The sequence below is a fragment of the Dietzia sp. IBK-p2-16D genome (assembly GCF_057773085.1).
Window position 1 is genome coordinate 342,341 of record NZ_JBYMTL010000001.1, and the last position, 26,263, is coordinate 368,603.

The 26,263-nt window shown below is 70.7% G+C and carries 26 protein-coding genes; 5 read left to right on the forward strand and 21 right to left on the reverse strand.

Translation table 11 applies throughout. From position 1 onward, the window contains the following. Positions 1–88: 88 nt before the first annotated feature. From rpsO to AC3DE3_RS01715, 12 genes are all read right to left on the reverse strand, one after another. A complete protein-coding gene (rpsO, locus tag AC3DE3_RS01660) occupies positions 89–358 on the reverse strand; it encodes a 30S ribosomal protein S15 (protein ID WP_260487682.1) in 270 nt (89 codons plus the stop codon). A gap of 113 nt (positions 359–471) precedes the next feature. Beyond that, a complete protein-coding gene (locus AC3DE3_RS01665; protein ID WP_260487683.1) occupies positions 472–1,461 on the reverse strand; it encodes a bifunctional riboflavin kinase/FAD synthetase in 990 nt (329 codons plus the stop codon). Continuing rightward, positions 1,458–2,369: a tRNA pseudouridine(55) synthase TruB gene (truB, locus tag AC3DE3_RS01670; RefSeq protein WP_488368765.1), complete on the reverse strand. Its 912-nt coding sequence runs from the start codon at positions 2,367–2,369 to the stop codon at positions 1,458–1,460. Before truB ends, AC3DE3_RS01665 begins: the two co-directional genes overlap by 4 nt. Then, positions 2,366–3,085, reverse strand: a complete 720-nt coding sequence (locus AC3DE3_RS01675; RefSeq protein ID WP_260487686.1) for a 4'-phosphopantetheinyl transferase family protein — start codon at positions 3,083–3,085, stop codon at positions 2,366–2,368. Before AC3DE3_RS01675 ends, truB begins: the two co-directional genes overlap by 4 nt. Beyond that, entirely contained in the window at positions 3,082–4,023 is a 942-nt protein-coding gene (locus AC3DE3_RS01680) for a metallophosphoesterase family protein (RefSeq protein ID WP_488368766.1), read from the reverse strand. Before AC3DE3_RS01680 ends, AC3DE3_RS01675 begins: the two co-directional genes overlap by 4 nt. Next, complete coding sequence (locus AC3DE3_RS01685; RefSeq protein ID WP_488368767.1) at positions 4,020–5,444, reverse strand: MATE family efflux transporter; 1,425 nt, start codon at positions 5,442–5,444, stop codon at positions 4,020–4,022. The genes AC3DE3_RS01680 and AC3DE3_RS01685 overlap by 4 nt, the downstream gene beginning before the upstream one ends. Beyond that, entirely contained in the window at positions 5,428–6,408 is a 981-nt protein-coding gene (locus AC3DE3_RS01690; RefSeq protein ID WP_260487689.1) for a DHH family phosphoesterase, read from the reverse strand. Before AC3DE3_RS01690 ends, AC3DE3_RS01685 begins: the two co-directional genes overlap by 17 nt. Next, positions 6,405–6,866 carry a 30S ribosome-binding factor RbfA gene (gene rbfA, locus AC3DE3_RS01695; protein WP_488368768.1) on the reverse strand — a complete coding sequence of 154 codons (462 nt, stop codon included), beginning with the start codon at positions 6,864–6,866 and terminating at the stop codon, positions 6,405–6,407. The genes AC3DE3_RS01690 and rbfA overlap by 4 nt, the downstream gene beginning before the upstream one ends. A 111-nt stretch (positions 6,867–6,977) precedes the next feature. Next, complete coding sequence (gene infB / locus AC3DE3_RS01700; RefSeq protein WP_260487691.1) at positions 6,978–9,830, reverse strand: translation initiation factor IF-2; 2,853 nt, start codon at positions 9,828–9,830, stop codon at positions 6,978–6,980. Positions 9,831–9,899: 69 nt separating this feature from the next. Then, positions 9,900–10,298, reverse strand: coding sequence for a YlxR family protein (locus AC3DE3_RS01705; protein ID WP_260487692.1), 399 nt, complete (start codon positions 10,296–10,298; stop codon positions 9,900–9,902). A gap of 140 nt (positions 10,299–10,438) precedes the next feature. Next, positions 10,439–11,425, reverse strand: coding sequence for a transcription termination factor NusA (nusA, locus tag AC3DE3_RS01710; RefSeq protein WP_260487693.1), 987 nt, complete (start codon positions 11,423–11,425; stop codon positions 10,439–10,441). Further along, positions 11,422–11,967, reverse strand: a complete 546-nt coding sequence (locus tag AC3DE3_RS01715) for a ribosome maturation factor RimP (protein ID WP_260487694.1) — start codon at positions 11,965–11,967, stop codon at positions 11,422–11,424. The genes nusA and AC3DE3_RS01715 overlap by 4 nt, the downstream gene beginning before the upstream one ends. Before the next feature lie 106 nt (positions 11,968–12,073). On the opposite strand from AC3DE3_RS01715, the gene AC3DE3_RS01720 reads away from it, so the two are divergent. Together AC3DE3_RS01720 and AC3DE3_RS01725 are read left to right on the forward strand one after the other, a co-directional pair. After that, entirely contained in the window at positions 12,074–12,541 is a 468-nt protein-coding gene (locus AC3DE3_RS01720) for a hypothetical protein (protein ID WP_260487695.1), read from the forward strand. After that, the gene (locus AC3DE3_RS01725; protein ID WP_260487696.1) at positions 12,538–12,942 is read left to right on the forward strand and encodes a DUF4439 domain-containing protein; all 405 of its coding nucleotides are present in this window, start codon (positions 12,538–12,540) and stop codon (positions 12,940–12,942) included. Before AC3DE3_RS01720 ends, AC3DE3_RS01725 begins: the two co-directional genes overlap by 4 nt. 6 nt (positions 12,943–12,948) lie before the next feature. Here AC3DE3_RS01725 and AC3DE3_RS01730 read toward each other — a convergent pair whose 3' ends face one another. Continuing rightward, positions 12,949–14,700, reverse strand: a complete 1,752-nt coding sequence (locus tag AC3DE3_RS01730) for a proline--tRNA ligase (RefSeq protein ID WP_260487697.1) — start codon at positions 14,698–14,700, stop codon at positions 12,949–12,951. A 58-nt stretch (positions 14,701–14,758) separates the two neighbouring features. On the opposite strand from AC3DE3_RS01730, the gene AC3DE3_RS01735 reads away from it, so the two are divergent. Next, positions 14,759–15,508: a YaaA family protein gene (locus tag AC3DE3_RS01735; RefSeq protein ID WP_260487698.1), complete on the forward strand. Its 750-nt coding sequence runs from the start codon at positions 14,759–14,761 to the stop codon at positions 15,506–15,508. Positions 15,509–15,536: 28 nt separating this feature from the next. Here the strand turns inward: AC3DE3_RS01735 and AC3DE3_RS01740 are convergent, their stop codons facing one another. From AC3DE3_RS01740 to mqo, 3 genes are all read right to left on the reverse strand, one after another. Next, a complete protein-coding gene (locus tag AC3DE3_RS01740) occupies positions 15,537–16,523 on the reverse strand; it encodes an LLM class flavin-dependent oxidoreductase (protein WP_260489128.1) in 987 nt (328 codons plus the stop codon). An 85-nt stretch (positions 16,524–16,608) separates the two neighbouring features. Continuing rightward, the gene (cobA, locus tag AC3DE3_RS01745) at positions 16,609–17,835 is read right to left on the reverse strand and encodes a uroporphyrinogen-III C-methyltransferase (RefSeq protein WP_260487699.1); all 1,227 of its coding nucleotides are present in this window, start codon (positions 17,833–17,835) and stop codon (positions 16,609–16,611) included. A 133-nt stretch (positions 17,836–17,968) separates the two neighbouring features. After that, positions 17,969–19,465 (reverse strand): malate dehydrogenase (quinone), encoded by a 1,497-nt coding sequence (mqo, locus tag AC3DE3_RS01750; RefSeq protein ID WP_260487700.1) that lies wholly within the window; start codon positions 19,463–19,465, stop codon positions 17,969–17,971. A 133-nt stretch (positions 19,466–19,598) separates the two neighbouring features. Between mqo and AC3DE3_RS01755 the strand changes: the two genes are divergently transcribed. Beyond that, a complete protein-coding gene (locus tag AC3DE3_RS01755; protein ID WP_488368769.1) occupies positions 19,599–20,636 on the forward strand; it encodes an alpha/beta hydrolase in 1,038 nt (345 codons plus the stop codon). Positions 20,637–20,641: 5 nt separating this feature from the next. Continuing rightward, a complete protein-coding gene (gene mtr, locus AC3DE3_RS01760; protein WP_488368770.1) occupies positions 20,642–22,042 on the forward strand; it encodes a mycothione reductase in 1,401 nt (466 codons plus the stop codon). A gap of 95 nt (positions 22,043–22,137) precedes the next feature. Here mtr and AC3DE3_RS01765 read toward each other — a convergent pair whose 3' ends face one another. The 5 genes from AC3DE3_RS01765 to AC3DE3_RS01785 form a co-directional block, all read right to left on the reverse strand. Next, complete coding sequence (locus tag AC3DE3_RS01765; protein ID WP_488368771.1) at positions 22,138–23,616, reverse strand: flavin-containing monooxygenase; 1,479 nt, start codon at positions 23,614–23,616, stop codon at positions 22,138–22,140. A gap of 117 nt (positions 23,617–23,733) precedes the next feature. Further along, complete coding sequence (map, locus tag AC3DE3_RS01770; protein ID WP_260487704.1) at positions 23,734–24,609, reverse strand: type I methionyl aminopeptidase; 876 nt, start codon at positions 24,607–24,609, stop codon at positions 23,734–23,736. A 46-nt stretch (positions 24,610–24,655) separates the two neighbouring features. Further along, positions 24,656–24,844, reverse strand: coding sequence for a hypothetical protein (locus AC3DE3_RS01775; protein WP_488368772.1), 189 nt, complete (start codon positions 24,842–24,844; stop codon positions 24,656–24,658). Then, positions 24,844–25,302 (reverse strand): hypothetical protein, encoded by a 459-nt coding sequence (locus AC3DE3_RS01780; protein WP_488368773.1) that lies wholly within the window; start codon positions 25,300–25,302, stop codon positions 24,844–24,846. The genes AC3DE3_RS01775 and AC3DE3_RS01780 overlap by 1 nt, the downstream gene beginning before the upstream one ends. 191 nt (positions 25,303–25,493) lie before the next feature. After that, positions 25,494–26,246: a GNAT family N-acetyltransferase gene (locus AC3DE3_RS01785; protein WP_488368774.1), complete on the reverse strand. Its 753-nt coding sequence runs from the start codon at positions 26,244–26,246 to the stop codon at positions 25,494–25,496. Between the last annotated feature and the right edge of the window lie 17 nt (positions 26,247–26,263).

Here is a 26,263-nt window from a genome sequence, read left to right on the forward strand (position 1 = left end):
ACCGGGGGTTCGGGTCGGGTGACCGAAATGCGACGACCCCCGACCGGGAGAACCGGGCGGGGGTCGGTGACGCGGTGGTGGTCCGGCGTCAGCGACGCAGGCCGAGTCGCTCGATGAGCGAGCGGTAGCGCGCGATGTCGGTCTTGGCGATGTACTTGAGCAGACGACGCCGACGTCCGACCATCAGGAGCAGGCCGCGCCGCGAGTGGTGGTCGTGCTTGTGGGTCTTGAGGTGCTCGGTGAGCTGCTGGATGCGCTTGGTGAGCATGGCGATCTGGGCCTCGGGTGAGCCGGTGTCGGTCTCATGGATCCCGTACTCGGCCAGTACGGCCTTCTTCTCTTCGGTGCTGAGCGCCATGGTGTCTCCTGGTTGTTCCAGTCCGCGAATATGTATGACCCCGCCGCCGCGGACCGCAGCTGGGCCGACTGACGAGGTTACCAGCCGGACCGCCCCGGGCCCCAATCCCCGGCTCAGCCCCCCAGCACGCCCCTGGTGGTGGTGACGTCGCGGTCCATGGCCACGAGCAACTCGTCGACGGAGGCGAACTTGACCATCTCGCGGACATGGTCGACGAAGTCGACGGCGGCCAGTCGTCCGTACAGGTCGGCGGACTCGTCCAGCACGAACGCCTCCACACTGCGGGCGGAGTCCCCGAACGTCGGGTTGGTCCCGACGGAGATCGCGCACGGGTAGCGGCGGCCCGGGACGATCGTGCCGTCCACCGGGCCGTCGTCGAGGACGGTGAACCACCCGGCGTACACGCCGTCGACCGGCACGGCGGTGTGTTCGGGGAGGTCGAGGTTGGCGGTCGGATACCCGAGGTCCCGCCCCCCGCGACCGGCACCGTGGACCACGACCCCGGAGACGCGGTGGGGTCGGCCGAGGACCTCGGCGGCACCGGCCACGTCGGCCTCGCCGAGCAGTCGGCGGACCCGGCTGGAAGAGACGGTCTCGCCCCCGGCCTCGAGAAGGTCCACGATCTCGCAGACGATGCCCCGTTCCGCGCACAGGTCTCGCAGGGTCTCCGGCGTACCGGCCGCGCGTCGGCCGAACGTGAAGTTGCGCCCCACGGTGACCGCACGGGCCCGCAGACCGCGCACGAGGACCCGGTCGACGAACTCCTCGGGCTCCCACGCGGCCATCTCGCGGTCGAAGGGCAGCGCGAACACCGCGTCGATCCCGAACCCGGCCGCGAGCTCGGCACGCCGCTCCAGGGGGGTGAGGACCGACGGGTGGGTTCCCGGCCTGACGACCTCCACGGGGTGGGGGTCGAACGTCACCAGGACGGGGCTGGCACCCAGTTCCCGGCCGTGGCCAACGGCGCGGTCCACCAGGCTCCGGTGACCCCGGTGGAGTCCGTCGAACACGCCGAGGGCGACGGAGGTCCCGCCGTCGGGGATCACGATCTCGTCGAACGTCCGCCACAATTGCACGGCGACCACCTTACGCGCGGCGTTCACAGGCCCGCCGGGCGCATGACCACGACCGGAGCGGCGCGCCGCCCCGATTCCGAGACCAGCGCCGCGACCCGGCCGTCGGGCCCCACGGCCGCGACGACCCCGGTGTCACCGCGGGCCTCGAGCCACCGTCCGTGCCGCAGGCCCTCCGCCTCGTCGGCGTCGATGTCGCGTCGGGGGAACGCGGTCAGCGCGGCGGCGTCGAGGTCCAGCGACAGCGTCGGATCGGCTTCCAGCTGTTCGAGGGTCCGTGCCACGTCGAGGCCGAACGGCCCGACGTGGGTGCGGCGCAGCGCGGTGAGATGCCCCCCGACGCCGAGCGCGGTTCCGAGGTCACGGGCGAGGGCGCGGATGTAGGTGCCGGTCGAACAGTCGACGACGACGACGAGGTCGATCACGTCCCCGGTGCGGACCCGCTCGAGCACGTCGAACCGGGAGACGGTGACGCGCCGCGGCTCGAGTTCGACCTCCTCCCCCGCCCGCACACGGTCGTAGGCCCGCCTCCCGTCCACCTTGATCGCACTGACGGCGGACGGGACCTGGTCGATCTCCCCGGTCAGGGCAGTGATGGCCGCGTCCATCGCCTCATCGGTCACATCCGAGGCGTCCGCCGTCGAGGTGGTCTCCCCCTCGGCGTCGTCCGTGGTGGTGGTCTGGCCCAGGCGGATGGTCGCCTCGTAGGACTTGGTCTCCAGGGCCAGGAGCCCGAGCATCTTGGTGGCGCGTTCGATGCCCACGACGAGCACTCCGGTCGCCATGGGGTCCAGTGTCCCGGCGTGGCCGACCTTGCGGGTGCCGAAATACCGACGGAGACGCCCGACGACGTCGTGGCTGCTCATCCCACCGGGTTTGTCGACGACCACCAGGCCGGGTTCGGGTGCGGGGCGGGGGTCGGGTCTGCGCGGGGTCACGGGCCCACGCTATCGACCCCGGCGGGTCGCAGCACGATCGCCGAGGCCACATAGCCGTCCCGGACGGCCCATCGGCCACGGAACTCCCGCACATCGGGCCCCCCGTCCACGGCCTGGCCGTCGATGAGGATCCGCGATCGCAGCGTGCCGGTGACCACCTCGTCGTCGTCGCCGTCCGGCACCAGGGTGATGTGTGCGTCACCGAACCCCAGCCACCGGTGGGTGAGCGGGAACCACGCCTTGTACGTGGCCTCCTTCGCGGTGAACAGCAGCGTGTCCCAGGCGACGGTCCCCATCTCGGCGCGTGCCGCACGCACCCACGCCGCCTCCTCGGGCAGGGAGACGGCCTCGAGGACGCCCGCGGCCAGCGGTGCGTGTCGTTCCACGTCCAGCCCGAGCGACCGGACGCGGGCGGTCGGCGCCAGCGCGGCGGCCCGCAGCCCCTCGGTGTGCGTGAGCGTGCCCACCAGGCCCGGCGGCCACACCGGCATGCCCCGACCCCCGCGCAGCACCGGGCCGGCGGGGACGCCGAGTCTCGACATCGCCACCCGGGCACACGCACGCGCACCGGCGAAGTCGATCCGGCGCCGCTCGACCGCCGCCCCGATCTGCTCGACCTCCACCGGGTACAGCGACGCCAACAGGGCCGCGTCGTCCAGGCCGAGCTCGGCGTCGGTCACCCCCGCCACATCCGGCGGGAAGAGGTCGTCGATCACTGCTCGTCCTCCAGGTAGGGGCCGGGGTCACCGGGCCGGGCGATCCTGGGCACACCGCCGTCTCCTCGGATCCACCGGACCTGCGGGCCCGCTGGCGCCGGGAGGATCTGCCGGGTGAGCGGATCGGGCCGACCCCGCCCGTTCCACTCCCTCGGGTACCCCAGCGACACCTCCTCGAAACGCACGCCGTCGTGGACCGTCGCGCGCGGGATGTGCAGGTGCCCGTAGACGCACGCGGTGGCGCGGTACCGGCGGTGCCAGTCCGCCGTCTGGTCGGTTCCGCACCACAGCGCGAAGTCCGGGTGGCGAAGGACACGGGTGGGTTCCCGGAGCAGCGGCCAGTGATTCACGAGCACCGTCGGGTACGCGGGATCCAGGCGCGCCAGCCGGGTCGTGGTGCTCACGAGTCGCTCCCGGCACCAGGCGACCGCGTCACCGTAGGGCGCGGGGTCGATGAGGAACTCGTCCGAGGCCACGACCCGGCGCTCCCGCGCTCCGGCCAGGGCGTCGGCGCGGGACTGACCCGCGACCGGCGTCCAGCTGTAGTCGTAGAACAGGAACATCGGCACGACCCACGCCGGGCCGCCCGGACCGGTCCACAGGGGGAACTCGTCCTCCGGGGTGTCGACCCCGATCGCGCGGCACGCCTCCACCAGCCTGTCGTACTTGGTGGTCGACGTGATCCCCTCGTCGTCTCGTCCGATCCACAGCTCGTGGTTGCCCGGTGCCCAGATCACCCGTTCGAAGCGCGCGGCGAGCCGCTCCAGCGCGTCCACCACCCGGTCGACCCTCTCCGCGACGTCGCCGGCGACGATGAGCCAGTCGCCCGGGTGCGCGGGGTGGATCTCGTCCACGACGTCCGCGTTGCCCCGGTGTCCCACGTGCAGGTCGGACACCGCGCGCAGGCTCGGTTGTACGCCCGTCGCCCCGCCGGTCATCCGTCCACCTTCCCCGGGGTCCCGGCCCCGGACGTCCGGGCCTGTGCCATCCGCGCGCCGGGGGTCTGTGCGCCCAGTACCATCCACCGGTCGCCGCGTACCCGGGCCGCCACGGCGACCAGCCGGAGTCCGACGAACACCCCCATGCCCACCCAGATCCCCGCCAGGCCCCAGCCGAAGTGCCGGGTCGCGAGGAGAACGGGCAGGAAGCCCAGCAGTGCGGCCACCACCGTGCTGGTGCGCAGGTACGCCGCGTCGCCCGCACCGAGAAGGACACCGTCGAGACCGAACACGACCGCGGCGGGGATCACCACCACCGCCATCCCGACGAGCGCGACGACCAGACGACCGGCCACCCCGGGGTCCCCGGACAGCAGCGCTGCCAGGGGCACCCTGAACACGAGCGTGAGCAGGGCGAGAGCCGCACCCAGTCCCAGGGACCACACGACAACCGCGCGGGCCAGCGCCCGTCCCTGGGCGGCGAGCCCGGCGCCGAGCGCGGCACCGACGAGCGACTGGGCGGCGATCGCGACCGAGTCCAACACGAGTGAGTACAACGCCCACAGTTGTTGCGCCAGGTGATGCGCCGCGAGCGAGTTCACCCCGGCGGCCGCTGCCGCGGTGGTGGCGACGGCGAAGGTGACCTGGAACGAGGCGGTACGGATCACCAGATCCACTCCCATGCGGAGCTGGCTGACGATCACCGCGCGGCGGGGTGCCAGTGATCCCGGACGTTCGAGCACGAGCGCCGCGAGGAAACCGCCGGCCATGAGCAGCTGCCCCGCGAGGTTCGCCCAGGCACTCCCGACCAACCCGAGAGCCGGCGCCGGACCCAGACCGGGCACCAGCATCACGCAGCCGACGGTCGAGACCCCGACGCCCAGACCGACGAGCACGAGGGGGGTCCGCAGCCGTTGGACGCCCCGCATCCAACCGTGACCCGCCGACGCGACGAGGATGCACGGGATGCCCCACACGGCCACCCGGAGCCACTCGGCCGCCCCGGCGGCCACAGCCGCATCCGCGGCGAGTACCCGGGTGATCGGACCGGTGAGGGCGAGTACGACGGTCACCACGAGCGCGCCCACGGCGAGGGCGATCCAGGTGGCCTGCACCCCTTCGGCCACGGCGTCGCCACGTCGGCCCGCACCGTGAAGCCGTGCCGACCGCGCGGTGGTCCCGTAGGACAGGAAGTTCATCTGGGTGCCCAGCACCAAGAGAACCAGGGCGCCCACACCGAGCGCAGCCAGGTCCTCCGGTCCCTGCCGACCCACGATGATCCCGTCCACCAACAGGTAGACGGGTTCGGCGGACAACACCGGCAGGACCGGGAGCGCGATGGACCACAGTCGTCGCCCGATCGCGCCCAGACCGACGACCGGATCGGAGCCGGTGCGGGACGTGTCAGCCGAGGAGGTCACGGAGCCTCGTACTCACGGTCCGGAGATCCCCGCGCATCGTGCAGCCGGCCGCCGACGGGTGACCCCCGCCGCCGAGTGCGGCGGCGATGGCCGAGACGTCCACGAGGCCCGGGCCCGCGCCACCGGGACGTGAGCGCAGCGAGACGGCCCACTCGCCCGGGAGGTACTCCTTCAGCAGCACCGCCACCCGCGCCTCACGTACACCGCGTAGGTGCGACACCAGGGACTCCACGTCGTCCTCGTCCGCGGCGGAGATCACCTCGTGCGGGACCGCGAGCCACACCGAGCCACCGCCTCCCACCGCGTCGGGTTCCAACCGCACCGTGGTCAACAGGTCGCCCAGCACCCGGAGCCAGGCGAACGAGTGCGCGTCGAGTAGTGCGTGGGTGAGCTCGGAGGACTCGGCACCTGCGGCGAGTAGCCGCCGGGCCGTCTCGTGGGAGGCCGCGCCGCCCCAACGGAAGGACCCGGTGTCGGTGACCAGACCGGCGTACAGGCTCGTCGCCGTCTCCTCGTCCAGGGGGAATCCGCCCGCGTCGAGCACGTCCAACACGAGCGTCGCTGTCGACGCCGCGGACGGATCGAGCAGGATGTGTGAACCGAATCCCGGATTGGATCCGTGATGATCCACGACGAGGACCTCGGTTGCCGCCGCCGCGAGCCGATCCCACCGACCCACCCTGTCCGGGCTGGCACAGTCCAGGGTCACGACGAGCCCATCGTGTGCGGGCACCTGCTCCAGCGGTACGACACGGTCGGTCCCGGGGATGACCCCGAGTGCCTCCGGGACGACGCCGGGATCAAAGGAGTGGTGGACGGTCACGCCCCGCGCGCGAAGCGCCCGGGCGAGACCGGAGGAGCTGCCCAGCGCGTCCGCGTCCGGGCGGAGATGGCACAACACGGTCACCTCACGGTGACGGGCCAACACCTCCGCCGCGCCCGCGGCGTCGACCGGGGTGGTCACCGCGGGTCGTCCTCCGGTCGGCCCGCCTCCTCCGGCTTGCGGTAGGGGTCCTCGTCACCGGCCGGCCGCGCGCCCTCGGCGACGCGCCTGACCTGCTCGTCCTGCTCCCTGGCCTTGGCGAGCAGCTCTTCCATCTGCCGTGCCGCGTCCGGGACCGAGTCCAGGACGAAGGCCAACTCCGGGGTGAACTTCACGCCGGTCTGCTTACCGACCATCGTGCGCAGACGACCACGAGCCGCGGTCAACGCCGCCTCGGCGGCCTCGAGATCCGGCTCGTCGTCGAGCGTCACGCCCCGGACCGTGTAGTAGAGGGTCGCCACGCGCAGATCCGCGGTGATCCGCGAATCGGTGATCGTGATGAACTCCAGCCGTGGGTCCTTGATCTCGTGTTCGATGGCCATCGCGACGATCTCGCCGATCCGCTTACCGAGCCGTCCCGCGCGTCCCTTACCGGTCATGGCGGTCCTCCTTGACGTGATGCGGTCGCACGGCGACCACGGGTTGACAAGCATGCCGCGGGGGCAGGTCCGTCTTCAACGGAACCCGCCCCCGCGGTGCGCCCTGCGACGTCAGTCGCGCGGCTTCTCGACGAGCTCGTAGGTCTCGATGATGTCACCGATCTTGATGTCGGAGTACGTCACCGTCAGACCACACTCGAAGCCCTCGCGGACCTCGGTCGCGTCGTCCTTCTCTCGGCGCAGCGAGGAGATGGTCATCTCCTCGGCCACGACGTTGCCGTCCCGGATGAGCCGGGCCTTGGCGTTGCGGCGCATGATGCCGTCGAGCACCATGCAACCCGCGATGTTGCCCACCTTGGAGGAGCGGAACATGTTGCGGATCTCCGCCTGGCCGAGCTTCTTCTCCTCGTAGATCGGCTTGAGCATGCCCTTGAGCGCGCTCTCGATCTCGTCGATCGCCTGGTAGATGATCGAGTAGTACCGGATGTCGACACCCTCGCGATTGGCCAGCTCGGTGGCCTTGCCCTCCGCGCGGACGTTGAACCCGATGATCACGGCGTCGGAGGCATCAGCCAGGTTGACGTTGGTCTCGGTCACCGCACCGACACCGCGGTCGATGACGCGCAACTGCACCTCGTCGTCGATCTCGATCCCCATGAGGGCCTCTTCGAGGGCCTCGACCGTACCGGAGTTGTCGCCCTTGATGATGAGGTTGAGCTGGCTCGTCTCCTTGAGATGCGAATCCAGGTCCTCGAGGCTGACCCTACGGCGGCTGCGGGCGGCCATCGCATTGCGCTTGCGCGCGTTACGACGGTCGGCGATCTGCCGTGCGGTCCGGTCCTCGTCGACCACCATCAGGGTGTCGCCGGCGCCACAGACGCTGGTCAGGCCGATGACCTGAACCGGACGCGACGGGGTCGCCTCGGTGACGTCCTCGCCGTGCTCGTCGACCATCCGACGCACGCGACCGTAGGCGTCGCCGGCGACGATCGAGTCGCCGACCCGCAGGGTTCCGCGCTGGACGAGCACCGTGGCGACCGGACCGCGACCGCGGTCCAGGTGCGCCTCGATGGCCACGCCCTGGGCGGACATCTCCGGGTTGGCGCGCAGATCGAGCGACGCGTCCGCGGTGAGGACGACGGCCTCCAGCAGCGACTCGATGTTGAGACCCTGCTTGGCGGAGATGTCGACGAACATCGTGTCGCCGCCGTACTCCTCCGGGACCAGACCGTACTCGGTCATCTGGCCACGGATCTTGTCCGGCTGCGCACCTTCCTTGTCGATCTTGTTGACCGCCACCACGACCGGCACGTCGGCCGCCTGTGCGTGGTTGATCGCCTCGACCGTCTGCGGCATCACGCCGTCGTCGGCCGCGACCACGATGATCGCGATATCGGTCGACTTGGCGCCGCGGGCACGCATGGCGGTGAACGCCTCGTGACCCGGCGTATCGATGAAGGTGATCGTGCGATCCACATCCTCGACGGGCACCGTGACCTGGTAGGCGCCGATGTGCTGGGTGATGCCACCGGCCTCGCCCTCGCCGACCTTCGCCGACCGGATGCTGTCGAGCAGTCGGGTCTTGCCGTGGTCGACGTGACCCATGACCGTGACGACCGCGGGACGGACCTCGAGATCACTCTCGTCTCCCTCGTCCTCACCGAAGGAGAGGTCGAACGAATCGAGCAGCTCGCGGTCCTCGTCCTCGGGGCTGACGATCTGGACCTTGAAGCCCATCTCCTCACCGAGGAGCTGCAACGTCTCAGGAGTCACCGACTGCGTGGCCGTGACCATCTCACCCAGGTTGAACAGAGCCTGGACGAGCTGAGCGGGGTTGACGTCGATCTTGTCCGCGAAATCGCTCAGCGATGCACCCTGTGCCAGCCGCAGGACCTGCCCACGACCGTCGGGAAGCCGGACGCCGCCGACCTCCGGGGCCCGCATCGAATCGTATTCCTGACGCTTCTGCCGCTTCGACTTGCGCCCACGACGCGGAGCGCCGCCGGGGCGACCGAACGCGCCCGCTGCGCCGCCACGGCCACGGTTGCCGCCGCCGGGACGACCGCGGAAACCACCGCCGCCTGCCGCGGGTGCACCGCCGCCGCCACCGGGGCGGAAACCGCCGCCACCCGGTCGGCCACCGGGGCCACCCGGTCGGCCGCGCCCCTGGGCGGGACGTGCGACCTGTCCCGGCATCTGACCGGGGCTGGGACGAGGCGGCATGTTACCGGGCGTGGGACGGGGACCGCCCTGTCCCGGCGCACCGGGACGCTGCGGGGGACGGGGACCACCCTGGCCGGGCGTGCCCGGACGGGCACCTCCGGGACGGGGCCCACCCTGACCGGGCGCGGGGCGAGGACCGCCCTGCGGACGCGGTGCGGGGGTGGTGCCGCTCGAGTACGGGTTGTTGCCGACGCGCGGCGCCTTGGGGCCGGGCTTGGGCCCGGCCGGGCGCGGTCCGGGAGCCGGACGCGATGCGGCCGCGGCGGCACCGGGCGTCGCACCCGGGGTCGGCCGCTGGGTGCCGGGCTTGGCACCCGGGGTCGATCCGGATTCCGCCTTGGGAGCCGGAGCCGGAGCGGGGGCCGCGGGCTTGGCACCCGGGGTCGGTCCGGACTGCGCCTTGGGAGCCGGAGCCGGGGCCGCGGGCTTGGCACCCGGGGTGGGGCCGGCCGCGGGCCTGGGGGCCGCCGAGCGCGGATCCGCACCCGGGCGGGGACCGGGTGCCGGCTTGGACGGCGCGCCCGGCTTGGGCGCGGCGCTGCTGCCGGACTTGGTCGGGGCGGCGGCGGAGTCGCCGCCTGCCGGTGCGTGTGCCTCGCGCAGGCGCCGGACGACCGGAGCCTCCAGCGTCGACGACGCGGACTTGACGAACTCTCCCTGATCGCGGAGTTTCGTCAGAAGTTCTTTACTGGTGATACCGAACTCTTTTGCCAGTTCGTGTACCCGGGGCTTGCCTGCCACTGCTCTCCTCACTGCGAGGTCTCCACGGCAGGGCTGGCCGCGCGACCTCGGTCTACATTCGATGGACGTTCATCGCTGGAGCTTCACGGTGTGCTCATCGTGTCTGGTCCGTTCCTCTTCTTGTGCTCCCCCTGCCGGACCGAATGGCCGGCGGGTGGTGTCGTGCCCGGGGCGTAACGCCTCGAGCACCTCCGTGATCGCGTCCTGGGACACGTTCCCGGCGACTCGCAGTGACCTGATGAAGGCCTTGCGGTCGAGTGCTGTCGCGATGCACCGCTGTTCGCGGTGCACCCAGGCTCCTCGTCCGACCGCCCGTCGACGGGGATCGGGCGAGAGTGTGGCCGTCTCCGGATCGTGGACGATCCGGAGGAGCCGGGAGTCGGAATCCCGACCCCGGCAGCCGACGCAGGTCCTGATCGGACCCGCGCCCCCGGCGGTACCGGACCGCTGGTCCTCACGTCCCTGCATCCGGCCACCTCGGTCTCTCGCCGCCCGGCCCGAATGGACGGGTGGACGTGAAGTCACTGTGACAACTGATCAGTCTACAGATGATGCGGTGTCGATACTAACGGCGCGCCCGACCGCGTGGCGACAGGTCGCCCCGGGCGTCACTCCGCATCGCTGTGGATGTCGATCCGCCACTGGGTGAGACGGTGCGCCAGCCGGGCGTTCTGCCCCTCCTTACCGATCGCCAGGGACAGCTGGTAATCGGGCACGACGACCCTGGCCGCCCTCGTCGCGGCGTCGGCGACCGACACCGAGATCACCTTGGCCGGCGACAGGGCGTTGCCCACGAACACGGTGGGATCCTCGTCGTAGTCGACGATGTCGATCTTCTCGTCGTTGAGCTCCGCCATGACCGCGCGGACACGCGCGCCGTTCGGACCGATGCACGCGCCTTTCGCGTTGAGTCCCGAGATGGTGGACTCCACCGCGATCTTCGTCCGGTGCCCGGCCTCGCGCGCGATCGCCGCGATCCGCACCGAGCCGTCACCGATCTCCGGGACCTCCAGGGCGAACAGTCCCCGGACCAGGTCCGGGTGGGTGCGCGACAGCGAGACGGAGGCCCCGTGGGGGCCCTTGTGGACGCCGACCACGTGGCACTTGATGCGGTCGCCGTGCTCGTAGGTCTCTCCCGGGACCTGCTCCGCCGGGGCGATGGTCCCCTCGGTCCCCCCGTTCTCGGGTCCGATGTGGACCACCACGATCCCCCGGGCGTTCGCCCGCGAGTCCGACTGGATGACCCCACTGACCACCTCGCCCTCCCTCGTGACGAGGTCGCCGTAGATGCGGTCGGTCTCCGCCTCCCTCAGACGCTGGAGGATGATCTGCCGGGCGGTCGCCGCCGCGACCCGGCCGAAGTCCGAGGGGGTGGCGTCGAACTCCCCGATCCGGTTGCCGTCCTCATCCACCTCGGCCGCCATGACGGCGACCGTTCCGGCCTTACGGTCCAACGCGATCCGGGCGACCCGATGCGCACCTTCGGTCCGCTTGTACGCGGTGAGCAGAGCGTTCTCGAGGGTGTGCACGAGGTCTTCCAACGGGATCTCGCGCTCCCGGGACAGCATGTTCAGCGCTGCCATATCGATGTTCAACGGTTTTCTCCTTCTCGCACGCCACGCCCCGGGTTCTCCGGCTCGGACAACAGGTCCAGCTCCTCTTGCGGTGCAGGCCGGAACTCGACCCGGATCACGGCGCGGGCCACCTGCTCCAACGCTACCGATTCCACAGTCGTTCCCCGGCCCGCCCTCGACACGATGCGGACCACCCCCGTCGCCTCGTCGAGGTCGCCCACCCGTCCCCTGCTCGGCCCCTCGGCACCGTCGACGTAGACCAGGTCCACCTGGCGTCCGCGGGCGCGGCGCCAGTGTCGCGGCTGCTCGAGTGGCGCGTCGACTCCCCTGCTGGTCACCTCCAGCGTGACGGGCTGCACTGACCCACCCCACTGCTCGGCGAGCGGGTCCAGATCGACGGACAGCTCGGCGAGATCGTCGAGGGACACCCCGGAATCCCCGTCCACGACCACCGTCACTTGCCATGTGGACGACCGGGTGTTCTCCCGGATGTCCTCGAGGTCGAGGCCGCGGTCGGAGACCGCCTTGCGTATATGGGCCCTGTCGGGCTCGGGGACGATCACTGTGCTCCTGGAGTGCGGGCTGGCGGATTCCGTTCCGGGACGCGGACGGGCCGCATCACTGTACCGCCTCGCCGCCGCCGTCCCCGACCCCTGGCAGGATGTCGGAGTGCCACATTCCGCCCCCGTCGTCCTCACGCGCCGTCACTTCGTCGTCGCAGCCGCCGGCGTCGCCGGGCTCGCAGCCGCCGGTGGCTGCGCCCTGCCCACGGTCTCCGACCGCCCGGATCCGCTGCTCGGCCTGCTCGACGCAGCGCAACGCGATGCGCGCGAACTCGCCGCCGCGGACGCCTCCCACGGAGAGCGGGTCGGTGCCCTGCGCCGGATCGCCGACGTGCGGAGGCTCCACGCGGAACGGCTGACCACGATCGTGGAGTTCCCGGCCGACGAGGGGCGACCGACACCCGCGTCGACCCCTGCCCCGGTGTGCCCGCCCGCCGACGAGGTGCGCGCCCGCCTCCGCGTCGATGCCGCCGGTGCCACCGACGCCGCCGCGGCGGAAGAGGGTCCCCGGGCCGAGATCGCCGGGGCGATCGCCGCGGCATGCACCGCCGCAGCCGAGGTGGAGCTCGCGTGACCGCCCCCGTCGGACTGGCCGCCGAGGACGCCGCGGTCTACGGATACGGCCTGGTGCTCGCCCGGGCGGACGGCTCCATACGGGCCGCGGTCCGTCGCGAGCTCGCCGCTCACCGGGCCCGTCGGGACGCCGCGGAGAAGTTGTGGCCGGGGTCGCCCCCCGCCCCGGTCGGTTACCTCACCGGACCGGACACCCCCGTCTCGGCGGTCCTCCTGGCGATCCGTATCGAATCGGATTGTTGCGAGGCCTGGCGGGTGGAACTCGGCCGCGCCGAGGCACCGGAGACCCGACGGTTCTGCAGCGACGCCCTCACCGCGGCGGCGGTCCAACTGGCCCGGTGGAGGACGCTGGTCCCGGGCGCGCCGTTCGAGGCGCTGCCCGGGTTCCCCCCGCCGGCGTGAGGTGTTCTATCGTCCCGCGCCGATCAGCCTGATGATCTCCTCGGCGGCGCCGTCCACCGGCACCTGGGTGACCTCGCCGGTGGCGCGCTCGCGCAACTCGACGGTGCCCTCGGACCACCCGCGACCCACCACGACCACCCACGGGATGCCGATCAGTTCGGCGTCCTTGAACTTCACTCCCGGCGAGGCCTTGCGGTCGTCGAAGAGGACCTCGAGTCTGGCGCGGTCGAACGCCTCCACGAGGGTCCCGGCACCGGCGATCGCGGCGTCATCCTTGTTCGCGATCACCACGTGGACGTCCGCGGGTGCGGCCTCGGCCGGCCAGACCAGACCCTTGTCATCGGCGAACTGCTCGGCGAGGACAGCGACGAGGCGCGAGACCCCGATCCCGTAGGACCCCATGGTCACCCGGGCGGGCTTGCCGTTCTCGCCCAGCACGTCGAACCCGAACGCGTCGGTGTATTTCCGACCGAGCTGGAAGATGTGGCCGATCTCGATACCGCGCGCCAGCGTCAGGGTCCCGTGCCCGTCCGGCGCAGGGTCACCCTCCCTCACCTCGGCGACCTCGATGGTGCCGTCCGGGGTGAAGTCACGTCCGCACACCAGGTCCACCACATGCTTGCCGACCTCGTCGGCACCCGTGATCCAGGAGGTACCCGTGACGACCCGTGGGTCGACGAGGTAGCGGACCTCGTTCTCCTGCAGCGCGCGCGGCCCGATGTACCCCTTGACGAGGAACGGGTTGGCGGCGAAATCGGCCTCCTCGAGGATCTCGACCTCCGCCGGCTCGAGCGCTGCCTCGACTCGCTTCATGTCGACCTCACGGTCACCCGGCAGCCCCACCGCCAACAGTTCCCAGTCCCGCCCGGGCTCACGGACCTTGAGCATGACGTTCTTGAGGGTGTCCGCGGCGGTGACGTCCCGACCGAGGTCGGCGGAATTCGCCCAGGCGACGAGTGTCTCGATCGTCGGCGCATCCGGGGTCTCGTGCACGACCGCCCGGGGCGACCCCTCCACCGGGAGTGCGGGGGGCGCGGGGGTGACGACGGCCTCGACATTGGCCGCGTAATCTCCGTCGGTGGACCGGACGAACGTGTCCTCGCCCGCCGCGGAGACCGCGAGGAACTCCTCGGAGGCGGAGCCGCCCATCGCTCCGGAGGTGGCCGCGCAGATGACGTACTCGATCCCGAGACGGTCGAAGATGCGCTGATACGCCTCGCGGTGCGCCTGGTACGAACGCTCGAGCCCCGCGTCGTCGACATCGAAGGAGTAGGAGTCCTTCATCACGAACTCGCGACCGCGCAGGATCCCGGCACGCGGCCGTTCCTCGTCCCGGTACTTGGTCTGGATCTGGTACAGCGTGACGGGCAGATCCTTGTACGACGAGTACTCACCCTGGACCGTGAGCGTGAAGAGCTCCTCGTGGGTGGGCCCCAGCATCATGTCGTTGCCCTTGCGGTCCTTGAGCCGGAACAGTGCCGGACCGTACTCGGTCCACCGGCCGGTGGTCTCGTACGGTTCACGCGGCAGCAGGGCAGGCAGGCTGATCTCCTGAGCGCCGAAGGCGTCCATCTCCTCTCGGACCACCTGCTCGACCCGGCGGAGGGTGCGCAGACCGAGTGGGAGCCAGGAGTACACGCCGGGAGCGACGCGGCGGACGTATCCGGCGCGGACCAGCAGTTTGTGGCTGAGGACCTCGGCATCGGCCGGGTCATCGCGGAGGGTGCGGAGGAAAAGGTGGGACAGACGCGTGATCACGGTGGTCAAGCGTAGCCGCCCGTGGGTGGGCACCCGGCCCGCCGGTAGCCTCTGCCGGGTGCGCATCCTCCTCTCGCCCTCCGAGACCAAGTCCATCGGCGGCGCGGGTGAGCCCCTCGAACTGGCCACCCTCTCGCTGCCGTCGTTGAACGAAACCCGCCGGACGGTGGCGGATGCGCTGGTGACGATGTGTACCGACGACCCCGGGGGCGCGCGTGCGGTACTGGGTCTGAGCGAGAAGCTCGCCGGGGAGGTCCAGCTGGACGCGCAGTTGTGGACCTCCCCCACCGCGCCGGCCCTCACCCGGTACACGGGCGTGCTCTACGACGCTCTGGACGAGGGGTCGATGACCGGCGCGACCCGGGCGCGCGCGGAGTCCCGACTGTGGATCGGGTCCGCGCTGTTCGGGCTCGTCGCCGCCGATGACCCGATCCCCCATTACCGGCTGTCGGCCGGGACGCGACTGCCGGGCCTGGGCACGCTGCGGGCAGCGTGGAGGCCCGTCCTGACCGCCGCCACCGCCCGCTGGGAGGAGGACCTGGTGGTGGACCTGCGTTCCGGTGGGTACCACCACCTGGGCCCGGTTCCGGGCGCGGTGACGGTCGATGTGGTCACCGAGTACCCGGACGGCAGCCGCAAGGTGGTGTCCCACTTCTCCAAGCACCACAAGGGTCTGCTCGCCCGGACCCTCGCGACCTCCCGCGCCGAGATGGCTGATCTGCCGTCACTGCTCCGGGTGGCCCGCAGGGCCGGTCATACGGTCGAGCACACCTCTCAGAACGGCCTGACCATGGTCACGACGCCCTGACGGCAGCTCCCGGGTCCCGCCCCCGCCGTCATCGCCAGCCGAGCTCCGGGGCCACGTGGGTGAGGATCGACTCCAACAGGTGCGCGTTGTAGTCGACCCCCAGCTGGGTCGGCACGGTGATGAGCACTGTGTCCGCAGCGCTGATCGCCTCGTCCTCACGGAGTTGCTCCACCAGCCGGTCCGGCTCCGCGGCGTAGGACCGTCCGAAGACCGCCCGGAGACCGGGTTCGATCTGACCGAACTGGTCACCACGGTCACCGCCCCCGAGGAAGTACCGCCGGTCGGTGTCCGAGGTGATGGCGACGATCGACCGGGATACCGACACCCGCGGTTCGAAGCCGTGATCGTGGGCGGACCACTCGTCGCGGAACGCCTCGATCTGACGGCGCTGCTGTACGTGCAGTGGTTCTCCGGACTCGTCGGCCTTCAAGGTGGACGACATGAGGTGCATGCCCTTCTCCGCCGCCCATCGTGCGGTCGCGTCGGACGCGGCGCCCCACCAGATGCGCTCCCGCAGCCCCTCCGAGTACGGCTCGAGCCGCAGCAGACCCGGAGGGTTGGGGAACATCGGCCGTGGGTTGGGTTCAGCGAACCCGACCCCCTCCACCGCCCGGAGGAATACCTCGGTATGCCGGCGCGCCATGTCCGCGTCGGTGGCACCGTCTCCGGGTTCGAATCCGAAGTATCGCCACCCGTCGATCACCTGCTCGGGAGAACCCCGGGACACGCCCAGTTGGACCCGCCCACCGGAGATGAGGTCGGCGGCGGCGACATCCTCGGCGAAGCCCAGGGGGTTGGTATAACGCATGTCCACCACCCCGGTACCGATGTCGATCCGGTTCGTCCGGGCGCCGACGGCCGCCAGGAGAGGCGCGGGCGTACCGAGCTGGCGCGCGAAGTGGTGAACCCTGAAGTAGGCGCCGTCCAGTCCGAGGTCCTCGGCGGCCTCGGCGAGCTCGACGCTCTGGATCAGTGCGTCGGAGGCGGAGCGCACCGCGGAGTCCGGGTGGTCCATCCAGTGCCCGAAGGAGAGGAAACCGATCTTCTTGTGAGTGGTCACGTCCACATCGTGCCCGACGGCGATGCCGCCGGGCGGGATCTCATCCTTCGGTGATGTACTGCGGCAGCCCGGCGACGGCGCCGACCACAACGATGGCCGGGGGTCTGACGTCGTGGGTCGCCAGGGTCTCCGCCAGGCTTCCGAGGGTGCATCGATGGGTCGACTGCCCGTCGAGGCTCCCGTCGACCACCACCGCTGCCGGGGTCCCGGGCGAGCGGCCCCCCGCCATGAGTGACTCGGCGATCGCCGGGGAGTTCTTCACCCCCATCAGCACCACGAGCGTCCCGCGCATACGTGCGAGGGCGTCCCAGTCGATGAGGGAACCCGGGTGTCCGGGCGGCAGGTGTCCGGACACCACGGTCAGTTCGTGCGTCATCCCGCGGTTGGTCACGGGAATTCCCGCGAGGGCCGGGACGGCGAGCGCACTGGAGACGCCGGGAACGACGGTGCACGGTACACCGGCCTCGGCGCATGCCTGCGCCTCCTCGTAACCGCGCCCGTAGAGGAACGGGTCCCCGCCCTTGAGCCGTACCACGAACTTGCCCGCCCGCGCACGGTCCACCAGCACGTCGTTGATCGCGTCCTGTGCCATGGCCCGCCCGTAGGGGATCTTGGCGGCGTCGACGATCTCGACATCCGCCCGCAGCTCGGCCAGCGGGCGCTGGGGGGCGAGACGGTCGGCCACGACAACGTCGGCGCGGGCGAGCAGTCGACGACCACGCACCGTCATGAGATCGTCGGCCCCCGGCCCGCCGCCGACCAACGCGACCGTGCCCCGGAGCGCCTCGTCGACCTCGGGTGCCTCCGCCCCCGCGTCGCTGAGGGCCCGCGCGACCACGTCCCGGGCCTCGGCGGTACGCGCGCGGTCGCCGGTGAGCACCGCGACCAACATCTCGCCCCGACGGACCACCGCCGGGGTCACCGCGGAACCCGACGTCACGGCATCAGCCCGGACGCAGAAGGTGCGGTTCTGCTCGGCCTCCGCCGCGACACGGGCATTGACCAGCGAGTCCTTGGTCGCAGCGACCACATACCAGGCACCTTCGAGGTCCCCGGATTCGTACTCGCGGGGCTCCCACCAGATGCGTCCGGCGTCCACCAGCCCCTGCAGCGTCGGTGTGACGTCCGGGCTAACCAGGTGCACCACCGCGCCCGCCTCGAGCAAGACGGGGACGCGACGTTGCGCGACAGACCCTCCGCCGATGACCACGACGCGTCGACCTTCGAGGTCCAGGCCGACGGGGTACGGGTTCACAGGCCGGATCATGGCTCCGATCCTATCCGCCCCCGACTGCTCCCCCGGCCCCGGCCCGGGGGTCCCCGAGACGACTCATCCCCCGGTCACCACGTCGGGTGACCGGGGGATGGACGTCGCGGAGCGGGGGTCCGGCGCCGGCGGCTCAGGCCTTCTGGTCGAGCTTGAGGGTGCGGGTCGAGCGCTCGAACTGCTCGGTGAACAGGGTCGGCTCCCCGGACAGGTCGCGGCCGAGCGAGGGGATCATCTCCTCGAGGGCGGGGGTCCAGTCGGCGAACCGGCTCGGGAAGCACCGCTTGAGCACATCGACCATGGCGTCGACCGCGGTGGAGGCGCCCGGGGAGGCGCCGAGCAGACCCGCGATGGACCCGTCAGCTGCGTTCACGACGGCGGTGCCGAACTCCAGGGTGCCGCCCCGGCCGTTGGGCTTGATCACCTGGACACGCTGGCCGGCGATGACCTTCTCCCACTCCCCGTCCTGTGCCGACGGCACGAAATCGCGCAGTGCGTCGACCCGGGCGCCGTGGTTCTTGGCGAGCTCGGTGATGAGGTACTTGACCAGGCTCATCTCGGTGAGCCCGATGTTGGCCATGGGCAGCAGGTTGCCGGCGCGGATGCTGGACGGCAGGTCGAGGAAGCTGCCCATCTTGAGGAACTTGGGGGTCCAGCCGGCGAAGGGGCCGAACAACAGCCCCTTCTTGCCGTCGATGACCCGGGTGTCCAGATGCGGCACGGACATCGGCGGCGCGCCCACGGAGGCCTGGCTGTACACCTTCGCCTGGTGCTGTTTGATGAGCTCCGGGTTGGTGCAGCGCAACCACTGGCCGCCCACCGGGAAGCCGCCGATGCCCTTGATCTCGGGGATGCCGGACTTCTGCAGCAGGTGGAGGGCGCCGCCGCCCGCACCGACGAACACGAACTTGGCGTCGACAGTGCGCTCGTCACCGGTGTGGCGGTTGGTGACGGTCAGTCGCCAGCTGCCGTCGCTGTTGCGCTCGAGGTTCTTGACCTGGTTCTGGTAGTGCACCTCGGCTCCGGTGCGCGTGAGGTACTTGATGAGCTGGCGGGTGAGCGCGCCGAAGTTGACGTCGGTGCCGTTGGAGAAGTGGCTCAGGGCGAACGGCTGCTCGGGAGAGCGCCCGCGGGCCATGAGGGGGACCAGTTGTTCCAGCTCGGAGAAGTCGGTGGTGTGCCCCATCCCCGGGAAGAGGGGGTGCCCGGCGAGCTTGTCGTACCGCTTCCGGAGGTAGTCCTGACCGTCCTTGCCCGCCACGAAGCTCATGTGCGGGACGGGTCGGATCCACTCTGTGGGGTCACCGAGGATGGTGTTCTCGACGGCGTAGGACCAGAACTGGCGCGAGACCTGGAACTTCTCGTTGACGCTGACGGCCTTCGTGATGTCCACGTCGCCGTCCGCGGTCTTGGGCGAGTAGTTCAGCTCGCAGAGTGCGGAATGGCCCGTGCCGGCGTTGTTCCAGGCGTCGGACGACTCCAGTGCAGGCCCCTCGAGCCGTTCGAAGACCTGGATGTCCCAGTCCGGCTGGAGCCGCCGGAGCAGTGCACCCAGAGTCGCGCTCATGGTGCCCGCGCCGATGAGCGCCACATCCGTCGTTCCGTGCTTTGCCACCTGGTCTGAAGTCACCGGCTACCCTCGCTCGTTGGTCGTGGACCCGAATCTCTCATCGACGCGGGCAGTCCCGACGGCCCTGCGTCGACCGGCTTCCAACACTACTCACGGCACCGGGCGTGGGACACACCGGACTAGGGTGGTCGTCGTGCCGACGTCCTCTCCCGATCCCGACGCCTCCGCCGGAACCGACCCGCAGTGGACCCCGGACCTGCTGGGGCCGTCGTACCGGCAGCGCGAACTGCCGCTCGGCGACGATCCCGACGGTGAGGGCGAGATCGTCGCGACCCTGGTCCGCCACGAGGACGCGCCGTCGGACCCCACCGCAGTGGTGCTCGTCGTCCACGGCCTGTCCGACTACTTCTTCCACACCCACCTCGCCGAGTTCCTCGCGTCGCGCGGCATCGCGACGTTTGGGATAGACCTGCGCAAATGCGGCCGTTCGCGGCGGGACGGCGTGACACCGCACTTCACGACCGACCTGGAGCGTTACGACGACGAGTTGGACCGGGCGCTCGAGGTGATCGTCTCCGAGCACCCGCGAACGCCGGTGCTCGTGGCCGCCCACTCCACCGGCGGGTTGGTGGTGCCGCTGTGGCTGGGCAGGCGGCGCGACAGGGGCGCCCTGCCCCCCGTCGTGGGGGTGATCCTGAACTCGCCGTGGTTCCAGCTCGACGTCCCGGAGCGCGCCCGGCCCGTGCTCGACCCGGTCATCCGCACGCTCGGATCCGTCCGGCCCTTCTACCGCCTGCCGCTGCCCACGTCGGACCGGTACGTCATCAGCACGCACGTGGACCACGACGGTGAATACCACTTCGACACCACCCTCAAACCCCCCGGCGGGGTCGGCGTCCGGGCGGGGTGGCTCGCAGCGGTCCGGCGTGCACAGAAGCGTCTGCAGGCCGGCGTCGACCTGCCGCTGCCGGTGCTCCTGCTCCGCTCCACCGCGTCGTCGATCGGGTCCCGGCCCCGCGGCTCCGCGCTCGATGTGGACACCGACCTGATCCTCGACGTCCGATCGATGCAGCGGTTCGCCGACCGGGTCTCCGACGACGTCACCGACGTCCCCGTCGCCGGTGCCCGGCACGACGTCTTCCTGTCCCGCGCCGACGTCCTCGAGGTGGTTTTCGACCACCTCGGGCACTGGCTGGACCAGATCCTGTCCTCACACATCAAGGAGTCCTGACCCCCATGACCCAGACCCCCTCCCGCCACTTCGACCTGGTCGTCATCGGCACGGGCAGCGGCAACTCGTTGATCGACGAGTCGTTCGCGGACAAGTCCGTGGCGATCTGCGAGAAGGGGACGTTCGGCGGAACCTGTCTCAACGTCGGTTGCATCCCCACGAAGATGTTCGTCTACGCCGCCGACACGGCCACCTCCGTCCGGCACTCGTCCACCTACGGCATCGACTCGACACTGGACGGGGTCCGCTGGCCGGACATCGTCTCGCGGGTCTTCGATCGACGCATCGACCCGATCGCGTCGAGCGGTGAGGACTACCGGCGCAACCGTTGTGACAACGTCACGGTGTACGACGGTCACGCGACGTTCGTCGGTTCGCGCACCATCGACACGGGTACCGGGGAGATCATCACCGCGGACTCGGTCGTGATCGCCGCAGGCGCACGCCCGTCGATTCCGGACATCGTCACCGAGGCGGGCGTCGCCTTCCACACCAGCGACGACGTCATGCGTATCCCCGAATTGCCGAAGTCGATGGTCATCCAGGGCTCCGGGTTCATCGCCTGCGAGTTCGCGCACGTGTTCTCCTCCCTCGGCGTCGACGTCACCGTCATCGGCCGCTCGGACGTGCTGCTCAAGCATCTCGACCGCGAGCTGGCCGAGCGGTTCACCGACGCCGCCCGGGGACGGTGGGACGTCCGCCTCGGGCAGCAGATCGCCACGATGACCGCGACGGGTGAGGATCGCCGGGGCGTGGAGATCACCTTCGAGGACGGGTCGACGTGCGCCGGCGACGCGCTCCTCGTGGCGACCGGCCGGACGCCCAACGGCGACCTGCTGGGGTTGGGTCCGGCCGGGGTCGAGATGGACGGCGAGAGGGTACGAGTGGACGAGTTCGGCCGTACCACGGCGGAGGGCGTCTGGGCGCTGGGCGACGTGAGCTCGCCGTACCAGCTCAAGCACGTCGCCAACCACGAACAGCGGGTGCTGGGGCACAACCTTCGCCACCCGGAGGACCTGCAGCCGTTCCACCACAGTCACGTCCCGTACGCCGTGTTCAGCTGGCCACAGATCGCCTCGGTCGGCATGACGGAGGCCGAGGCCCGCGCAGCCGGATACGACGTGACCGTCAAGACCCAGGACTACGGCGACGTGGCGTACGGCTGGGCGATGGAGGACTCGGTCGGGTGCTGCAAGCTCATCGCGGACCGCGCCACCGGGCTGCTGCTGGGCGCCCACCTCATGGGCGCCCACGCCCCGTCCCTCGTGCAGATCCTCATCCAGGCGATGGAATTCGGGATCACCGTTCCCGACCTCGCACGCAAGCAGTACTGGATCCACCCGGCGATGGCCGAGGTGGTCGAGAACGCATTGCTGGGTCTGGACTTCCCAGATCGCGGGTTCTGACAGCGGGGTTCTGACAGCGGGGGTCGGCGGCGGTGGGTCGGCGGCGGTGGGTCGGTGCCGGGGGCGGCCCGCACCCGCCCCCTCCCCGACCGGCCTCACGTGAGGACGAAGTCCCCGGGCTCGACGGTGCGGACCTGCTCCCGGTACCGGAACGTGAACGTCGGCCACTGCAGGGAGTTCCGTCCACTCGAGTCGATGTACCAGCTCGAGCAGCCGCCCTGGTTCCACACGGTGTGCGCGAGTTGGCGGTCCATCCGCGCGGCATAGGACTCCTGGACCTCCGGACGGACCTCGATGGTTCGTCGGCCCGCACTCCCCGCGAGGTCGAGGAGCCGCAGCACGTGATCGGCCTGGGACTCGAGCATGTAGACGATCGATGAGTGCCCCAGGTTGGTGTTGGGCCCGTACAGCAGGAACATGTTGGGGAACCCCGCGACGGTGATCCCGTTGTGTGCCCGCGGACTGCCGTCCCAGTGCTGCGCGAGGGTCCGCCCGTCCGCCCCGGTGACCACGCGGGAGATCGGCGGTTCGGTCGGCTGGAATCCGGTGCCGAAGATGATGACGTCCGCCGGGTGCTCGGTGCCGTCGTCCGCCACGAGCCCACGGGGGGTGAGGGACGACGCCGCACCGGACACCAGCGAGACATCGGGCCGGGTGAGCGCGGGCAGCCAGTGACTGGTGAGCAGCACGCGCTTGCATCCGATAGAGAAATCGGGGGTGAGTGCCCTCCGCATCCTGCGGTCCCGCACCTTGAGGAACAGGTAGAACCGCGCGAACCACTCGAAGAAGCGCAGGAGGAACTGGGCCCGGGTGAACACCACGACGTAGAGCTCCCGTCCCAGGTAGATCCGCCCGCGGATGAGCCGCTGCAGGAGTGGGAAGCGACGGTAGAGCTTCTGTCGTCGGTCCGAGATCGACCGGTCCAGACGTGGCAGGATCCATCCCGGGGTCCGCTGGAAGACGGTGACGTGTTCGGCGGCGCCGGCGATCTCCGGAACGAACTGGACCGCGGAGGCCCCCGTCCCGACTACCGCGACCCTCCGGCCCTCGAGCGGGATGTCGTGGCGCCACCGCGCCGAATGGAACACGTCGCCCTCGAAGGACTCCAGTCCGGGTAGGTGCGGAATAGAGGGGGCGGACAGCGCTCCCGAGGCCAGCACGAGGTGTGCGGCCCTGATCCGTCCGCGGCTGGTGTCGACCACCCAGTGCGCCATCTCCGCGTCCCACGTCGCCGCGGTCACCTCACACGAGGTCACGAGCCTGTCGCGGAGGCCGATTCGGTCCGTCACCGATTCGAGGTACGCCCGGATCTCCGGTTGCCTGCCGAACGAATGGGACCAGCCCGGGTGAGCGTGCCGGGACAGCGAATACAGCGCGGTGGGGACGTCGCAGGCACAACCCGGGTAGGTGTTGTCGCGCCAGGTACCCCCCACCGATTCGGCGGCCTCCACGACGAGGAAGTCGCGACCACGCCCCTCCCTGAGGAGGCGGTCGGCCATGGCGATGCCGCCGAAGCCGGCGCCCACCACCAACAGGTCGATCTGGTCCACGGGTCCACGGGGGGTCTCGATCATGCTGGACAGTATGCCCCGTGTTGTCCACGTACGAGGGCCACATCGGGACGATCGTCCATCAGCGTCCCCGCCCGGTCCGGTCGGCCGGGCGGTCGCCCTGTCGTGTCCGCCCGGCGGTCAGGACCCGGACGGCAGGGTGAGGATCTCGTACCCGTCCTCGGTGACGACGACGGTGTGCTCGAACTGGGCGGTCCACGCCTTGTCCGCGGTGGTGACGGTCCAGTCGTCGTCCCAGACATCGAATCCCGGTCCGCCGAGGGAGATCATCGGCTCTACGGTCAGCGTCATACCGGGTTCGAGGACCTCGGTCCGGGACGGCTCGTCGTAGTGCAGGACGACGAGCCCGTTGTGGAAGGTCGGACCGACACCGTGGCCGGTGAACTCCCGCACGACCGTGTAGTCGAAGCGCCGGGCATAGGATTCGATGACCCGCCCGATGACGTTGACCTCCCGGCCGGGCCGGATGGCCTTGATCCCCCGGTTCATCGCCTCCCTGGTGCGCTCGACCAACAGACGGGCCTCCTCGCTGACGTCCCCGGCCAGGAACGTGGCATTGGTATCGCCGTGGACGCCGTGGATGAACGCGGTGACGTCGACGTTGACGATGTCACCGTCCCGGATCACCGTGGTATCGGGGATGCCGTGACAGATCACCTCGTTGAGCGAGACGCAACTGGACTTGGGGAACGCCTTGTATCCCAGGGTCGACGGGTAGGCCCCGTTGTCGCACAGGAACTCGTGGACGACCCTGTCGATCTCGTCGGTCGTCACACCGGGGGCGACCGCCTCCCCGGCGAGCACGAGTGCATCCGCGGCGAGCCGGGAGGCCACCCGCATGGCGTCGATGACGTCCGCGGGCTGGATCCACGGCTCACCGTTGGCCTCGTCGACGCTGTCACGCCACGCGTACTCCGGCCGGGGGATCGACTCCGGAACTGTCCGGATCGGGGTGGGTTCACCGGGGACGAGCGGCTGGCGGGTGGAGGTGGTCATGCCCCCAGGATAGGCCCGCGCGGCGGGGCCGGTCGCCCCGGTCCGATCACCAGATGACGAAGCAGATCGAGGCAATGACGACCATCGCCCCGAACAGGGACATCGTGATCACGTCCGCCGAGGACTGGCCGGGCTCCTGGTTCGACGGACCAGCGCCGTCTGTCGCCGCGTCCGGCCTGCCGTCGTCGTTCGCGTCGGTGTCCACCCGGGACTCGGGGTCCTGTCGCGGGTCCATCAGATCACCCCCCACCGGTGGAACTCGGAGACCATCGCCACGGCGAGGATCACGAACACGATCCCCATGAACCCCGTGTACGTCCAGCGCTTCGCATGATCGGACGCCCAGAACCTGCGGAGACTGACCACCCCGTTCACCACGGCGACGACGCACAACGCGATACCGACGGGTGCGGCAACCCATCCGGACAGGCTGAGCAGCGGGACGAGGATCGGGATGGCGAGATAAGTGATGAGGCACCGCACGGCCGAGACCGCCACGGAGACCCGGAACGCGCGGTGGGCACCGGAGCCGGCCCCGCTGTCGATGTGCCGCACGCCCAGCAGGCGCCGCATCGCCCGGTCCGCCCGCCGCTGCGACCGGAAAGCCGGTCGGGCCTCAGCGCCTCGTGCCGGACCCGTCGTGGACACCGGCACCGGGGCCGCGGTGACAGGAGCGGTCATCGGGGTACTCACGCGGTCCTTCCCCGCACGGCTCCGCACACGGAGGGCCCTGTCGCTGTGACTGTCATCGGGTTACACCTTCCGAGGTCCACGGTCTGACTGCACTCCACTTTCCCACAGGCGACACCGATGCCGAAGTCGCCGGGCACGCGATACCCCACCCGGGGTCGCCGGACGCGCTGTGCTCCCGCATGCGCGGGCGTTCACAGCAGGACCGTCGCGTAGTCGACCGCGTCGATCATGCCCACCCGCCGATAGGCGGCACGGGCGGCGTCGTTCGACCCGTTCACCACCAGGGAGGGCCTGAGTCCTCGCGCCTGGAGGGCGGCGCACACGGCGGCCGTCCCGCCGGACCCGAGCCCCGCGTCCCTCCGGTCGCGGTGGACCCAGATGCCCTGGATCTGTGCGACGCCCGGGGAGATCGCGGCGACATCCGCCTTGAAGACCACCTCGCCGGCGTCGATCCCCACCCAGGTCCTCCCCCGGGCCAGCGATCGCGCCACGCGGCGTCGGAACGGGATGCCGGACCCGACCGCGAACGGGTCCGCGCGCAGCTCCTCGCGGTACATGGCCGCGGCAGCGGCGAGCACCGGCTCGAACTCCTCCAACGTGGCCGGGCGGATCCCGTCCATGACGAGCACCGGGTCGACCGGGCCGTCGAGTGCCATGAGGAACTGGTTCACGCGATACTCCCGGGCATCGCCCCACCGCTCGCGCAGTGCGGTCCACATGGCCGCGACCCGGTCCCGCCGGCCGTGCACGGACATCGGCCCGAGCCCCAACTCGGCGACCGCCGCACCGAGGAGCCGTTGATCTGCGGCGTCACCACGCAGCGGCAACACCGAGGTGCCGATGAAGACCAGGGACCGGTCGGGACCGCCGACCGTGAGGAACCGCCCGTCGACGCCGGGCGCCACACCCGTCGACGCGAACTTCTCCGCCGCAGGTGCGGACACCAAAGGATCAGAGCCCA